At 66.8% G+C, this 13,340-nt stretch carries 14 protein-coding genes; 7 read left to right on the top strand and 7 right to left on the bottom strand.

All coding sequences use genetic code 11. The annotated features are described in order from the left end of the window. Positions 1–188: 188 nt before the first annotated feature. Together ACYP5B_RS14260 and ACYP5B_RS14255 are read right to left on the bottom strand one after the other, a co-directional pair. A complete protein-coding gene (locus tag ACYP5B_RS14260) occupies positions 189–776 on the bottom strand; it encodes a malonic semialdehyde reductase (protein ID WP_267606085.1) in 588 nt (195 codons plus the stop codon). Positions 777–859: 83 nt separating this feature from the next. Further along, positions 860–1,804: a DMT family transporter gene (locus tag ACYP5B_RS14255; protein ID WP_459570144.1), complete on the bottom strand. Its 945-nt coding sequence runs from the start codon at positions 1,802–1,804 to the stop codon at positions 860–862. A 143-nt stretch (positions 1,805–1,947) separates the two neighbouring features. Between ACYP5B_RS14255 and ACYP5B_RS14250 the strand changes: the two genes are divergently transcribed. Beyond that, entirely contained in the window at positions 1,948–2,379 is a 432-nt protein-coding gene (locus ACYP5B_RS14250; protein WP_043351469.1) for a DUF1841 family protein, read from the top strand. Positions 2,380–2,525: 146 nt separating this feature from the next. After that, a complete protein-coding gene (locus tag ACYP5B_RS14245) occupies positions 2,526–3,818 on the top strand; it encodes a phospholipase A (RefSeq protein ID WP_459570143.1) in 1,293 nt (430 codons plus the stop codon). Positions 3,819–3,823: 5 nt separating this feature from the next. On the opposite strand, the gene ACYP5B_RS14240 is transcribed toward ACYP5B_RS14245, so the two are convergent. Both ACYP5B_RS14240 and grpE read right to left on the bottom strand, forming a co-directional pair. Continuing rightward, the gene (locus ACYP5B_RS14240) at positions 3,824–4,264 is read right to left on the bottom strand and encodes a thioredoxin family protein (RefSeq protein ID WP_318236693.1); all 441 of its coding nucleotides are present in this window, start codon (positions 4,262–4,264) and stop codon (positions 3,824–3,826) included. 90 nt (positions 4,265–4,354) lie between these two features. Beyond that, positions 4,355–4,912, bottom strand: a complete 558-nt coding sequence (grpE, locus tag ACYP5B_RS14235) for a nucleotide exchange factor GrpE (protein WP_267606081.1) — start codon at positions 4,910–4,912, stop codon at positions 4,355–4,357. 274 nt (positions 4,913–5,186) lie between these two features. Between grpE and ACYP5B_RS14230 the strand changes: the two genes are divergently transcribed. After that, entirely contained in the window at positions 5,187–5,342 is a 156-nt protein-coding gene (locus ACYP5B_RS14230) for a hypothetical protein (protein ID WP_267606080.1), read from the top strand. A 44-nt stretch (positions 5,343–5,386) separates the two neighbouring features. Here the strand turns inward: ACYP5B_RS14230 and ACYP5B_RS14225 are convergent, their stop codons facing one another. The 3 genes from ACYP5B_RS14225 to hrcA all read right to left on the bottom strand — a co-directional run bounded on the left by ACYP5B_RS14225 (position 5,387) and on the right by hrcA (position 8,081). Next, the gene (locus ACYP5B_RS14225) at positions 5,387–5,782 is read right to left on the bottom strand and encodes an RNA-binding S4 domain-containing protein (protein WP_400096648.1); all 396 of its coding nucleotides are present in this window, start codon (positions 5,780–5,782) and stop codon (positions 5,387–5,389) included. Between the two features lie 33 nt (positions 5,783–5,815). Next, positions 5,816–6,931: a ferrochelatase gene (gene hemH / locus ACYP5B_RS14220; RefSeq protein WP_318236691.1), complete on the bottom strand. Its 1,116-nt coding sequence runs from the start codon at positions 6,929–6,931 to the stop codon at positions 5,816–5,818. 112 nt (positions 6,932–7,043) lie between these two features. After that, complete coding sequence (hrcA, locus tag ACYP5B_RS14215; RefSeq protein ID WP_267606076.1) at positions 7,044–8,081, bottom strand: heat-inducible transcriptional repressor HrcA; 1,038 nt, start codon at positions 8,079–8,081, stop codon at positions 7,044–7,046. A 114-nt stretch (positions 8,082–8,195) separates the two neighbouring features. On the opposite strand from hrcA, the gene ACYP5B_RS14210 reads away from it, so the two are divergent. The 4 genes from ACYP5B_RS14210 to ACYP5B_RS14195 all read left to right on the top strand — a co-directional run bounded on the left by ACYP5B_RS14210 (position 8,196) and on the right by ACYP5B_RS14195 (position 13,186). After that, a complete protein-coding gene (locus tag ACYP5B_RS14210) occupies positions 8,196–9,113 on the top strand; it encodes an NAD kinase (RefSeq protein ID WP_267606075.1) in 918 nt (305 codons plus the stop codon). Positions 9,114–9,175: 62 nt separating this feature from the next. Further along, on the top strand, positions 9,176–10,900 hold the full coding sequence (recN, locus tag ACYP5B_RS14205; protein WP_400096650.1) for a DNA repair protein RecN: 1,725 nt from the start codon (positions 9,176–9,178) through the stop codon (positions 10,898–10,900). A gap of 40 nt (positions 10,901–10,940) precedes the next feature. Continuing rightward, positions 10,941–11,378, top strand: a complete 438-nt coding sequence (locus ACYP5B_RS14200) for a hypothetical protein (RefSeq protein ID WP_459570142.1) — start codon at positions 10,941–10,943, stop codon at positions 11,376–11,378. A 122-nt stretch (positions 11,379–11,500) separates the two neighbouring features. Next, positions 11,501–13,186 carry a S8 family peptidase gene (locus ACYP5B_RS14195; protein WP_459570141.1) on the top strand — a complete coding sequence of 562 codons (1,686 nt, stop codon included), beginning with the start codon at positions 11,501–11,503 and terminating at the stop codon, positions 13,184–13,186. The last annotated feature ends 154 nt before the right edge of the window (positions 13,187–13,340 follow it).

Below are 13,340 nucleotides of genomic sequence, written 5' to 3'. Positions count from 1 at the left end.
CCGGGTCGCCTTCTTTGCCTACTTTCTTGGCGAGACAAGAAAGTAGGTCGCCTCCCCGCAGGGGAGGTGAAACTGCCTTTGACTTTAAGCCGTTGAGCTTTTGACGTTAAGCAGTTGAATTTGCACCTCTGTCAGCAGCCTGAGACCCGCGCATTGGCGGGTCTTTTTTTATCTGCCGGCGCTTGCGCTCAAACAATGCGGCAGGCTTCGTCGAACGACAGCCGCGGGCTGCGCGGGAACAGCTTGTCAGCCTCGCCATAGCCCAGGTTCACCAGGAAATTGACCGACCACTTGCCGTCGGCGAAGAAGGCAGCATTGACCTTGGCGGCATCGAAACCGGCCATCGGGCCGCAATCCAGGCCAAGGGCGCGCGCGGCCAGGATGAAATAGCCGCCTTGCAGCGAGCTGTTCATCAGTGCGTCGCGGGCGATCTTTTCCGGCTGGCCGGCGTACCACGAACGCGCATCGGCGTGCGGGAACAGCTTGGGCAACTGATCGTGGAAGGCGTTGTCGAAGGCGACGATGGCGGTGACCGGTGCCGAGCGGGTCTTCTCGACGTTGCCTGCCGACACGCACTCTACCAGGCGAGCCTTTTCCGCCACGCTCTTGACGAAGACGATGCGCGCCGGCGAACCGTTGGCGGCCGTCGGGCCAAACTTCATCGCGTCATAGATCTGGTGAAGCACGGCATCGTCCACTTGACGGTCTTGCCACACGTTGTGGGTACGCGCTTCGGTGAACAGCTGGGCGATTGCAACCTGGTCGATCGGTTTCATGCGGTCGGTTCCTGAACAAGAAGTAAGAGCCGGATTGTATCTAAGACGCCGCCCCGCCCCACTAGCGATTTTGAGCAAGGGATTCAATTCTGTTGCACATCCTGCGCGCCAGAACCCTTGCGGGTCAGCCAAAGCACGCCCGCCAGGATCAAGCCACCGCCAAGCGCCTGCGTCAGCCCCACATGCTCCCCCAGCAAAAGCGCCGCCAAGATCACTGTTACCACCGGCTCCAATGTGGACAACATCGAAGCCCGCGCCGCGCCAAGCCGTTGCAAGCCGGCAAAGAAGGTCAGGATCGCCAGGACCGTGGACAGCAGCGCGATCGCCAGCATCGCCAGCCAGCCCGCGACGCTCTGCGGGAACTGCGGGGGCACGCCGGCGCCCGCGCGCAACATCCCCACCACGACGTAGACCACCGCCGCCGCACTGCACACCACGGTGGTGGTGGCCAGAGGATTGACACCCGCCGTCACGCGCGCGCCCACGATGATGTAGACCGAGTAGATCGCGGCCGAGGCCAGCCCAAGCCCGATGCCCAGCGCCGAGCCCTGGCCACCGCCCACCGTGAGCCCCGCCCCGACCGAGCACAGCACAAGCGCGATCACGGATGCCGTGCCCAGCCGTTCCTTGAGGAAAACGGCGGCGAGGATGGTGACAAAGAGCGGGTACAGGTAAAGCAGCAAGGCCACCAGGCTGGCCTGGGCATGATTGAGCGCGGTGAAAAAGCAGAACGACTGACCGACATAGCCGATGCCGCCCATGGCGGCCAGCGCCAGCACCTTGCGCCAGCCCGGCAGGCTAACGCCACGCAGGCGCATCGCGAACGCCAGCGCGCCCGCGGCCAGTACGAAACGCACCGCCAGCAGGCCGTAGACATCGGCACCCGCGTCGTAGGCAAAGCGCGCGAAGATTGCCATGGCGCCAAAGGCGCTGGCCGACAGGGCGATCAGCAACACGCCCGCGAGCTGCTCACGGGCATGACGCAGGGGCGGCCGGACACTGGCGGAGGAGGAGCGGGAAGCGGACATGGCGGCGCGCGGGAAGGAAATGGACCGGCGACGCCGGGCAACGCCGCATTCTAGTGGCTGGCAGGCCGATTCGGTCAGCTTGCGGGCGGCGGACTTGCGCTGCGCTGCAGCAGTGGATGAGCTCGTTTACAATAGCGGGCATCATGTTCAATCCCTCCCGCGAAGAAGTCCGCCGTTTTTTCTGCGAAGCCTGGCAGAAGCAACGCGCAGGCAGCGTCCTCACCCCCCTCGAAGTCATTGCGGTCGACTGGATCGGCGAGCATCCCGAGTATCACAGCCTGCTCACCGACACGGAAGGCGCGCTGACTCAGGATTACACGCCTGAAGGCGGCCAGACCAATCCCTTCCTGCACCTGGCCATGCACCTGTCGATCTCCGAGCAGGTATCCATCGACCAGCCCCCGGGCATCCGCCGCGCCTACGAATCCCTGGCGCAGCGCCTGGACTCACCGCACGAGGCGCAGCATCAGGTCATGGAATGCCTCGGCGAAATGCTTTGGCAGGCACAGCGCACCGGCATGCCACCGGATGGCGAGCAATACATCGCCTCGATCCAGCGCCGCGCTACCCGCTAGGTGACGTCCCGGACCCATCGGAGCTGGGTACAAATCATCACAAAATTCCGGCGCATGGCGTGATAGTCACGTGATAGGCTGTACCGCGTCGCAATATCCTGCCGCGCGCGCATCACCTCTTCGCGAGGCTGCGCTGCCCTTATCCCATGCTGCCCAGCACGCTCAAGCCCGAGATCTGCCGCGCCGCGGCCAAGCCCCGCGCTCTCCTGCTGGCGCTCGCCCTCCTGGCCGCCTGGCCGCTATCTAGCCACGCTGCCGTGGCACTGCTGCAGCCACCAAAGGTGGTCGACGGCACCAAGCCCCTGACCCTGACCTTGTTGTTGAGCGCCGACGGCGCGAACCGTAGCTTCCTCGTCCCCCAGGCGATCGACGTCACGGCTTCGGCCGATCTGCAGGCCCCCGTCAGGCTCAGCATGCAACGCGTCACCGCGGGTCCCGCCACGATCAAATTGCGCAAGGGCGAGCACCGCACCGTCGCGTACAGCGCGGCATTGCCGCCCAACCTGCGTGGCGTGGTGCGGCTGGATCCCGTGGACATCGACGCCGCGCCTGTGCTGGTCACGCTCAACCGCGCCCCGCGCGCCGACGACCCGCCATCGGCCCAGGTCGCGGCAACCCCGGCACCCGCAACAAGTGTCGAAGGCAGCCCCCAGGCTGCGCCGGTTGTGCCTGTCATCCCGGTAGCAGCCGCCAGCCAGGCGGCCCCCATCCAGCCAGACCTGCAAGACCAGGGGCGGCTGACCTTCAACGACCCGATGTACTTCATGGCCGGGGCGCATGACGGGGCCAACGCCAAGTTCCAGTTCAGCTTCAAGTTCCGCATCTACCAGGGCGAGAACCCGGCTTCGCGCGGCTTGCTTGAGAACCTGTACTTCGGCTACACGCAGTTTTCGCTGTGGGATTTGTCGAGCGACTCGCGGCCGTTCCGCGACACCAACTACCGGCCGAGCCTGTTCTATTACCTGTCCGACACCGGGGTGCAGAACCGCGTGATCAGCCGGCTCTCGCTCGCCGCCGGCCTGGAGCATGAGTCGAATGGCCGCGACGGCGACCAGTCGCGCAGCATCAATACGGTGTTCGTCAAACCCACGTTTTATCTGGGGGACATGACCAACTGGCACTGGAGCGTCTCGCCCAAGCTGTACTACTACATCGAGAAGAACGACAACTCGGACATTGCCAGCTACCGGGGCTACATGGACCTGAAGCTGGCCTACGGCAAGCCGGACTCATGGGAGTTCGCCACCACCCTGCGCAAAGGCACGCAGAAGTACTACGGCAGCGTCGATGCGTCGGTGACGTATCCGCTGGCCAGGCTGATCCCCGGCACGGCGGGTTACCTGATCGCAGGCTATTTCGTCGGCTATGGCGAGAGCTTGCTGGACTACAATCACAAGCTGCCTTGGCAATTCCGGCTGGGATACGCGCTGTCGCGCTGACCCGCCTAACCGGCCAGCGGCTTGCCGCTAGCCTTCAGACGCGCGTTGGCCACCGCCGCGGCAAACTGGCCCTGCCCATGCCAGCCGGTGGCCCGCCCCAGCTTCTTGCCCTTGTGGAAGAACATGAAGACCGGGATGCCGTGCAGGCCGAAGCGCTTGCCCAGCTCCGGGTGCGCATAGACGTTGGCGTGCAGCCAGTGCAGCTCCAGCGCCCGCACCGGCGCCGGATTGGCCAGCATGGCTTTTTTCGCCATCTCGCAATTGAAGCAGTCCACCCCCCAGAAAAACACACAGACCAGCGCATCGCCGGCAGCGGCGATGGCGCCATCGATGTCGGCGCCATCTACCTCGCGCATGCCGAACGCGTCGAAGGCGCGGTGGTCCAGGTGCGCCGCCGGATCCACGGCGGTGCCAGGCATGGCGGGGTTGTCTGGCTTTGTGGACATAGACGTCTCCAGCAATGGAAAACGCCCGGGCCAGCGGCACCGGGCGTTGCTTGTGCCAGCCCGCCGGGCGGACAGCAAAGAGGGTTGCGCTTACTTGGGCGCGGACACCGTGACCAGCGCCGGGCGCAGCACGCGATCAGCAATCGTGTAGCCGCGCTGCAGCACCGTGACCACGGTGTTCGGCTCCTGCGGCGCCGGCACCATCGAAATGGCCTGGTGACGGTGCGGATCGAACTTCTCGCCAACCGGGTTCAGCTCGACGATCTTGCCCTTCTCGAAAGCGCTTACGAGCTGGCGGGCGGTCAGTTCGACCCCTTCGCGCAGCTTGGCGATATCGCCCGACCCGTCGGCCAGCGCCGCCTGCAGGCTGTCCATCACGGGCAGCAGGTAGTCGGCAAAGGTCTCAATGGCGAATTTATGGGCCTTGGCGACGTCCTCCTGGGCGCGGCGGCGGATGTTCTCGCCCTCCGCGGTAGCCCGCAGGAACATGTCGTAGTTCTCCTTGGCCTTGGCTTCAAGCGCGGCCAACTGGGCCGCCACGTCCGCCGCGGCGGCGTTCTCGGCCTGGCCGGCCGGGGCGGTGTTCAGCTCCTCGCTGGCTGGCGTGAGCGGCGGCGTGGTGGATGGCGTCTGCTTCTGTTCTTCCATGTCGATCCGTATCAAAACAAAGACGCGGCCTGCCTGGCGCAGGCCGCCGGGTGGTCAATCAGCAAATGTAGCCTGCAGTTGGTGGCAGGCCCTCAATTTTCAAGAGCGCACAGCGACGGTGCACTGAAACACAAGGTTACAAATGGGGGTGCGCGGAAATAGGGGTCATATTGCTTTGCAACAGCGCACACCCTAAGATGAAACCGTATAAAAATGACAAAAATAACGGGGTCGAAGATGCAACTCAAGTGGGGCCACTCTCGAAAGGTTAGCCATGCATAAGCTGCCTGTTCTGACGGTCTTCCTTCTCGCCGCATTATCGGTGATGACAGCCTTCATCTGCCTCTCCGGCGCCTTCACGCCACGAGACACCGAATACGGCAGCGGCAAGGCTGTATTCAAGCATTACATCGTTCCCTACGTTCGCTGACCCAGCCGGGTGATTGCGGGCGACTGCACGTGCGGCCGTCCGCCTCACCCTCTGACCCCGTCGATCTGCCGACGGTCACGCTTGGTCGGGCGCCCCTGCAGCTTCGATGCAGGCTCCACGTTAAGGCGCCGATTCTCGGCATCCTGCCGCCGGCGCGCCTCGCTGGCCTCGGTTTCCGCATAGAGCGTCTGGGCTACCGCAGCCGGGCCGCGCAGCCCCGCAATCCCTTTCACCACGATTTCCCAGCGTTGCTGGTGCGCCTCCAGGACGACGGTGTCGCCCGGCTTCACCTCGCGCGAATTCTTGCACGCCTGGCCGTTGACCTGCACCTTGCCACGCTCCACCGCCTCGGCGGCCAGCGAGCGGGTCTTGAAGAAGCGCGCGCACCATAGCCATTTATCGATGCGCAGGCGGGCATCGGCCTCGAAAGATACACTCATGTCGTCACCTCCATGCGTTGAGCAGCGCCACGCTCATGCCGCGGCGCCGCGCGTCTGCGCTTGCGTGCGGCGGGCCTCCAGCTCATGCGGATGCGGCAGCCGCAGCGGCCAGCCCTGCAAGTGCTGTAAGCCGATCTCCGCCAGCCCGGCAATCCAGCTTTCCGAATCGTTGAGGCAAGGAATGTAGTGGAACACCTTGCCGCCTGCCACTTGGAACTCGGAGCGCCCTTCCATCGCGATCTCCTCCAGTGTCTCAAGGCAATCGGCCGGAAAGCCCGGACAAAACACGTCGACCCGCCCGGTGCCGACCTTGCCAAGTTCCTGCAAGGTGGGCGCGGTATAGGGCTGCAGCCACTCCGCCTTGCCAAAGCGCGACTGGAAAGTGACCTGGTACTGCCCAGGCTGCAGGCCCAGTGCCTCGCCCAGCAGGCGCCCGGTCTTGAGGCACTCGCAATGATAGGGATCGCCGAGTTCCAGCGTGCGGCGCGGCACGCCGTGGAACGACAGGATCAGCTTGTCGCCCCGCGCGAAATCCGGCGTGCCATGCTGCGCCCAGTATGCCCCCACCTGCTGGTGCAAGGCGGCAATGTACGCCGGATGGTCGTGGAAATGCTTGACCAGCCGCAGCTCCGGCTGGTTTCGCCACTGCTTGAGTACCCGGAACACCTCGTCGAAGCCCGTCGCCGTGGTGGTGCCGGAGTACTGCGGGTACAGCGGCAGCAGCAAGATGCGCTCGGTCCCCTGGCGGCGCAACGCTTCCAGCACCGAGCCGATCGACGGATTGCCGTAGCGCATGGCGCACGCCACGGTCACCTCATGGCCTTGCTGGTTCAGCAGCAGCTGCAGGGCGTGTGCCTGGCGCTCGGTGTGCACCAGCAGCGGGGAACCCGTCATATGGGCCTCGCGCAGCCAGATCGACTCGTACTTCATCGCCGAGGCGCGCGAGCGCAGTGGCACGATGATGCCGTACAGCAGCGGCAGCCAGGCCGCGCGCGGGATCTCCACCACACGCGGGTCGGACAGGAACTGCTTGAGGTAGCTGCCGACCGCCTTCGGCGTTGGCGCATCCGGCGTGCCAAGGTTGATCAGCAGGATGGCCGTGCGCGGCGCCTGGCCATGCTGGTAGGCCGGTTCGGGAGTAAACGTCATGTAATTTCCGGTGTGGCGGGGCGGCGCGGGCACAAGGCGCGCGCCAGCCAGGGCTCGCCGAGCTTACAGGATCTGGGGAACAGGCAGTCTGTGAGACCGGGCCAGGCCAACACTAGTTCTGGCTGAGCGCGCTGGACAACAGGCGCGCGGTGATGTCGACGATCGGAATGACCCGTTCGTAGGCCATGCGGGTCGGCCCGATCACCCCGAGCGTGCCGACGATCTGGCCGTCGACTTCGTAGGGCGCGGTAATGACCGCCATGTCTTCCAGCGGCACCAGCTTGCTCTCGCCGCCGATGAAGATCTGCACGCCCTGGGCGTGGCTGGAGACATCGAGCAGCTTGAGCAGGCCGGTCTTGTGCTCGAACACGTCGAACAGGCGGCGCAGCTTTTCCATGCTAGAGGACAGGTCCTCCACCTCCAGCAGCTTGCGCTCGCCCGAAATGAAGACGTGATCGTCGTCCCCCTCGGCCATGGCGCTGCTGCCCGCCTCCACCGCCGCCTGCATCAGCTGCGACATATCCATGCGCAGCGCCTGCAGTTCGCCGCGCAGGTGGTTGCGCACGTTGTCGAAACTCATGCCGGCAAAGTGCGAGTTGATGAAATTGGCGGCTTCGACCAGCTGGGACGGGGTGTACGGCAGCTCGGTCTGGATGATGCGGTTCTGCACGTCGCCCTCGGGGGTGACGATGATCAGCAGGATGCGCTTGTCCGACAGCCGCATGAATTCGACCTGGCGGAACGCCTGGGCGCGCCGTGGCGTCATCACCACGCCGGCGAACTGCGACAGGTTGGACAAGGTGTGCGCCGCCGAGGTGATCATCCGCTGCGGCCCGAGCTGCTGGCCCTGCAGCTGGCCCCGGATCTTGCCGGTCAGCTCGGCCAGGTTGAGCGCGCCGTCCAGCGGCTGGGCGGTCAGCATGGTATCGACGAACAGCCGATAGCCACGCGGCGTGGGGATACGCCCGGCCGAGGTATGCGGGCTGGTAATGAACCCCATTTCCTCCAGGTCGGACATCACATTGCGGATGGTCGCCGGAGACAGGTCGAGCCCCGAGTACTTCGACAAGGTTCGAGAGCCCACGGGCAGCCCCTCGGCGATGTAGCGCTCGATGAGGGTTTTGAGAAGCGTTTTCGCACGTTCATCCATGATGTTCCTGATTTTACGCAAGTTTTCACCATTCGGGCGGCTCATCCGCGATCCGGCCCGGCGGCGAGCGCCCTCCTGCTGACAATGGTCACGGCGGTATGGTCTAATCCCGGCATGTCTTCGCTCCCCAAGCCCGGCGCCGCGCGCGCCCCATTTCGCACCGTCGCCCTGATCGGCAGGTACGCCACTGCCGGCATCGAGGGCCCGCTGGAAGAGCTGGCCGCCTGTATCCTCAGGAACGGCCAGGATGTGGTGTTCGAGCGCGAAACCGCCCTGGCCACCGGGCTGACCGACTATCCGGCGCTGGCGCCCAACGAAATCGGCAAGCATGCCGATGTGGCGGTGGTGCTCGGCGGCGACGGCACCCTGCTGGGCCTGGCGCGCCAGCTGGCCGGCTACCCGGTGCCGCTGATCGGCGTGAACCATGGGCGCCTCGGCTTCATGACCGACATCCCGTTGGAGGACGTGCACTCGGTGCTCCCGGACATGCTGGCGGGCCGCTACGAGTCCGAGACCCGCATGCTGCTGGAGTCCCAGGTGGTGCGCGACGATGGCGTGATCTTCTCCGCGCTGGCCTTCAACGACGTCGTGGTCAACCGTTCCGGCATTTCCGGCATGGTCGAGCTGGCGGTGTCGGTGGACGGCCACTTCATGTACAACCAGCGCTCCGACGGCCTGATCGTCTCCACGCCGACCGGCTCGACCGCCTATGCGCTGTCGGCAGGCGGCCCGATCCTGCACCCTACCTTGTCGGGGCTGGTGCTGGTGCCGATTGCCCCGCATGCGCTGTCCAACCGCCCGATCGTCCTGCCGCACGATGCCGAGGTGTCGATCGAGGTCGCCACGGCGCGCGACGCCAGCGTGAACTTCGACATGCAGTCGCTGACCTCGTTGCTGCCGGGCGACCGCATCGTGGTGCGGCGCTCGGCCAAGACCGTCAACCTGCTGCACCCGATCGGCTACAACTATTACGCCACGCTGCGCAAGAAGCTGCACTGGCACGAGTACCCGAGCGAAGACAACCGGCTCTGATCCGCACCGAACCGGCCCAGATCCGCCACCTGACATCACCCAGCCCCGACCAGTCGACCACGATGCTGCGCAGCCTGTCCATCCGCGATTTCGTCATCGTCGATACGCTCGACCTCGACTTCTCCCCGGGCTTCACCGTCTTCACCGGCGAGACCGGCGCCGGCAAATCGATCCTGATCGATGCGCTGGCCCTGGTGCTGGGTGAGCGCGCCGACGCCGGCGTGGTCCGCGAAGGCGCCGCCCGGGCCGGCATCAGCGCCACCTTCTCCACCCCGGCCGGGCTCGACGCGTGGCTGGCCGAACATGACCTCACCGGCGACGAAGGCACGGTGCTGCTGCGCCGTACCGTCGACGCCAGCGGGCGCAGCAAGGCCTTTATCAACGGCGGCGCCGCCACGCTGGGCCAGTTGCGCGACATCGGCGACCGCCTGGTCGATATCCACGGCCAGCATGCCCATCAGTTGCTGCTGCGCCCCGACGCCCAGCGCCTGCTGCTCGATGCCCATGCCGGGCTCACCGCGCAGGCCGGCGCGGTGGCCGAAGCCTGGCGCTCGTGGCGCGCGTGCGTGCGCCAGCGCGAAACCGTCGAGCACCGCTCGCGCGAGATGCAGCTGGAACGCGAGCGGCTCGAATGGCAGGTCGGCGAGCTCGAGAAGCTGGCACCCCAACCCGGCGAATGGGAAGACATCCAGGCCGAGTACAACCGGCTGTCGCACGCCGCCGGGCTGATCGAGGGCAGCCGCGCCGCGCTGGAGGCGCTGTCCGAGGCCGATGGCTCGGTGCTGTCGGGGCTCAACAGCGTGGTGCAGCGCCTGCGCCAGATGGCTGACGTCGACCCCGCGCTGGGTGACGTCCTGGCGGCGCTGGACCCCGCGCTGGTCCAGGTCGAGGAGGCCGCGCACTCGCTCAACCGCTACGTCGACCGGATCGACCTGGACCCCGAACGCTTGCAGGTGGTGGAGGCGCGCATGCAGGCGCTGCACACCACCGCGCGCAAGTACCGGATGCCGCCGGAGCAGTTGCCGGACGAACTGATGGCGCGCCGCCAGCAACTGGACGATCTCCAGTCCGCCCAGGACCTGAACAAGGCGATGGCGCGCGAGGCCGCGGCCCGCGCCGCCTACCTCACCATCGCCCAGCACCTCGGCGCCGCCCGCAAGATGGCGGCCGAAAGCCTGTCGGCCGCCGTGACGGATGCCATGCAGGGCCTGTCCATGGCGGGCGGCAGTTTCGCGGTGGCGCTGCACCCGCTCGACGAAGGGCAAAGCCATGGACTGGAACAAGTCGAGTTCCTGGTGGCAGGCCATGCCGGCGTCAGCGCGCGCCCCCTGGCCAAAGTGGCGTCGGGCGGCGAGCTGGCTCGGATCAGCCTGGCGATTTCCGTCATTACCAGCGAGGCCGCGCCCACCCCGACCCTGATCTTCGACGAGGTCGACACCGGCATCGGCGGCGCGGTGGCCGAGGTGGTGGGCCGCCGCCTGCAGGAACTCGGCCGCGCTCGCCAGGTGCTGTGCGTGACCCACCTGCCCCAGGTGGCCGCCCAGGCCGGCGCCCACCTGCTGGTCAGCAAGGAGACCAGCCAGCCCGACGGCAACGGCTCGGTCACCCGCTCGCGCATCCGCGCCCTCGACGCCGCTGGCCGCGTGGTCGAAACCGCACGCATGCTGGGTGGGACCACCGTGACGGCCACCACAGTGCAACACGCCGAGGAGATGCTCGCGCAAGGCCTGCGCGGCACCACCGGCACGGCCCGGGAAGCGCGCCGTTCGCGGCGCAGCGCAGGCTGATTGCCCGCGCCCTGGCCAGTAACCATTCAGGAGTTTCCCCATGTCACTCGGCAAACAGCCGCACTCCCGCTCACTGGCTCGCCCGCTGCGGATCACCGCCGCCTGCGGCCTGCTGGCCCTGCTAGCCCTGACCGCTTGCCAGGCGCAACAGCGCCCGTCGGCGCCGCCGCTCAACAGCATCAGCGCCGATCGCGCCGTAGGCGATATCATGGTGCGTTTCTCCGCGCCGCCCGTCACCGTGTCCGAAGAAGCCGATCGCTTGCTGGCGTCGATTGCCGGCCCGATCCGCTTCGTCGTCAAGCGGCCCATGTCGGGCGGCGTCTGGCTGGTCACCGCGATCTCCGCGTCGGCCGATGCCACGATCGACCAGGCGGTCGCCACGCTGCGCGGCGCCGCTCGCATCGAGCTGGCCGAGCCTGACCGCGTGCTCAAGCCGAATCGCACCCAGCCCATCGGCCGCGACATGCCGGCGAGCTGAATCCGGCGGCTGCCCGATTGCTGTCGTCGGAATCCATGGCCTGGACGTTGAAGGTTGAAGATTGCAGGTTGAATGCTGTAACCGCGGTCAGTCCGAAGCGGGCTCAACGGGAGAACGTAGACATGCAGGCACAGCGTCAATTCCGATCCGGCAAAACGCGGCGCACACCGCGCCATGCAGCCCTGCTGCTGGCGCTGGGCGCCGCCCTCTGGCTGGGCGCCCCCGCCGCGGCCAGCGCGGCCCCCGACCCCGCCGCGCGCCCCGCGCCGCACTACACCGGCAACTTTATCGTGCGCTGGCGCGACGGCAGCACAAGCACAACCACCAGCATGAGCGCCAGCAGCGCCGGCGCGAGCGACAGCGCTGCCGCCAGCGGCCTGTCCGAGCGCATGCTGAGCGTGCGCCAGAGCACTGGCGTGGCGCTCTCGGTCAAGCGCCAGATGGGCGGCAGCCTGCAGCTGCTGAGTGTTTCCGGCAGCGATGCCGCCGACCCGGAAGGCACCGCCGCCCGGCTGCGCCAGGATCCGCGCATCGCGGAAGTAGTGCCGGACCGCTGGCTGCGGCTGCACGACACCGTGCCCAACGACCCAGAGTTCGCGCTCAACCAGCCCTACCTGGGCACCCCCGGCCAAGTGGTGGGTGGCGTGAACCTGCCGCCCGCATGGGACCGCACGCGCGGCAGCAGCAGCCTGGTGATCGCGGTGGTCGATACCGGCTACTTGAAGCATCCGGATCTGGCCAGCCGCATTGTGCAAGGCTACGACTTCATTACCGATGCCAGCATCGCCAACGACGGCGACGGCCGCGACGGCGATGCCACCGATGCCGGCGACGGCGTGCCGGTCGGCTTCACCTGTCCCGGCACATCGACGCCAACCACCACCGCCACCAACAATAGCTGGCATGGCACCCGTGTAGCCGGGACACTGGGCGCGCTCACCAACAACGGTCAGAACATCGCCGGGATCGACTGGAATGCCCGCATCCAGCCGGTGCGCGTGTCCGGCCGCTGCGGCGCCTTGCTGTCCGACACGATCGATGGCATGCGCTGGGCCGGCGGCCTGTCCGTGCCCAATGTGCCGGCCAACCCCACCCCGGCGCGCGTGATCAACGTGAGCCTGGGCGGCGGGACCTGTTCCAGCATCGAGCAGCAAGCCGTGACTGACCTCGCCGCGAATGGCGTGGTGGTGGTCGCCGCCACGGGCAACAGCGCCGGCGCGGTCGAGGCGCCTGCCGACTGCAGCGGCGTGGTGGCCGTGACGGCGCACGCCAATGACGGCGAGAACGCCAGCTATGCCAATGTGGGGCCGCAGGTTGCGCTGAGCGCGCCGGGCGGTGGCTGCGGCAATTCCAAGGTGTCGGGCGGCAAATGCTCGGTGGCGGAGTCGTTCATCCGGGCCCTGTCCAATGACGGCACCACCTCGCTTGGCAACTACAACGTCAACAACTCGCAAGGCACCAGCTTTGCCGCGCCGCTGGTATCGGGCGTGGTGTCGCTGATGCTCGCCGCCAATCCGGCGCTCACGCCCGCCCAGGTACTTGCCACCTTGAAGAGTTCGGCACGGCCCCATCCGGCCGGCACCTATTGCACGGCTACCGCCAATGCCGGCAAATGCGGCGCGGGCCTGCTCGATGCCAATGCTGCAGTGGCCGCCGGCACGCAGGTGGTCCAGCCGGCGCCCGCTGCGCCAGCCGCCTCCTCGGGCGGTGGCGGCGCGCTGTCGTGGCCGCTCGCGCTCGGGCTGTGCGCGCTTGGCCTGCTGCTGAACTGGGTCGGACGCCGCCGGCGCCCGGTGAAATCGCGTTGAAATCGCATTGAAGTCATGGTGAACGCGGGGCGCCAGCCGGCCTGCGCCGGCTGCTTCCCTTAGCAGGCCGCTGAAATACCTCCGACCGAAGTCAGCGCTTCGAGTGGCTGAAGCGTTGATCTGAGAACCCCACACCCTACGACGTTTCATGCGC

It is taken from the genome of Cupriavidus sp. 8B (genome assembly GCF_054589115.1).
Note: the sequence above shows the minus strand (reverse complement) of the source record. Positions and strands in the feature narration are given on the sequence as shown.

Bases quoted from the DNA above. Each gene is read 5' to 3' on its own strand.
- grpE (WP_267606081.1), bottom strand. From the start codon at position 4,912: ATGGAAGAACAGAAGCAGACGCCATCCACCACGCCGCCGCTCACGCCA.
- hemH (WP_318236691.1), bottom strand. From the start codon at position 6,931: ATGACGTTTACTCCCGAACCGGCCTACCAGCATGGCCAGGCGCCGCGC.
- hrcA (WP_267606076.1), bottom strand. From the start codon at position 8,081: ATGGATGAACGTGCGAAAACGCTTCTCAAAACCCTCATCGAGCGCTAC.
- ACYP5B_RS14245 (WP_459570143.1), top strand. From the start codon at position 2,526: ATGCTGCCCAGCACGCTCAAGCCCGAGATCTGCCGCGCCGCGGCCAAG.
- ACYP5B_RS14210 (WP_267606075.1), top strand. From the start codon at position 8,196: ATGTCTTCGCTCCCCAAGCCCGGCGCCGCGCGCGCCCCATTTCGCACC.
- ACYP5B_RS14195 (WP_459570141.1), top strand. From the start codon at position 11,501: ATGCAGGCACAGCGTCAATTCCGATCCGGCAAAACGCGGCGCACACCG.
- recN (WP_400096650.1), top strand. From the start codon at position 9,176: ATGCTGCGCAGCCTGTCCATCCGCGATTTCGTCATCGTCGATACGCTC.
- ACYP5B_RS14250 (WP_043351469.1), top strand. From the start codon at position 1,948: ATGTTCAATCCCTCCCGCGAAGAAGTCCGCCGTTTTTTCTGCGAAGCC.
- ACYP5B_RS14230 (WP_267606080.1), top strand. From the start codon at position 5,187: ATGCATAAGCTGCCTGTTCTGACGGTCTTCCTTCTCGCCGCATTATCG.
- ACYP5B_RS14225 (WP_400096648.1), bottom strand. From the start codon at position 5,782: ATGAGTGTATCTTTCGAGGCCGATGCCCGCCTGCGCATCGATAAATGG.
- ACYP5B_RS14240 (WP_318236693.1), bottom strand. From the start codon at position 4,264: ATGTCCACAAAGCCAGACAACCCCGCCATGCCTGGCACCGCCGTGGAT.
- ACYP5B_RS14200 (WP_459570142.1), top strand. From the start codon at position 10,941: ATGTCACTCGGCAAACAGCCGCACTCCCGCTCACTGGCTCGCCCGCTG.
- ACYP5B_RS14255 (WP_459570144.1), bottom strand. From the start codon at position 1,804: ATGTCCGCTTCCCGCTCCTCCTCCGCCAGTGTCCGGCCGCCCCTGCGT.
- ACYP5B_RS14260 (WP_267606085.1), bottom strand. From the start codon at position 776: ATGAAACCGATCGACCAGGTTGCAATCGCCCAGCTGTTCACCGAAGCG.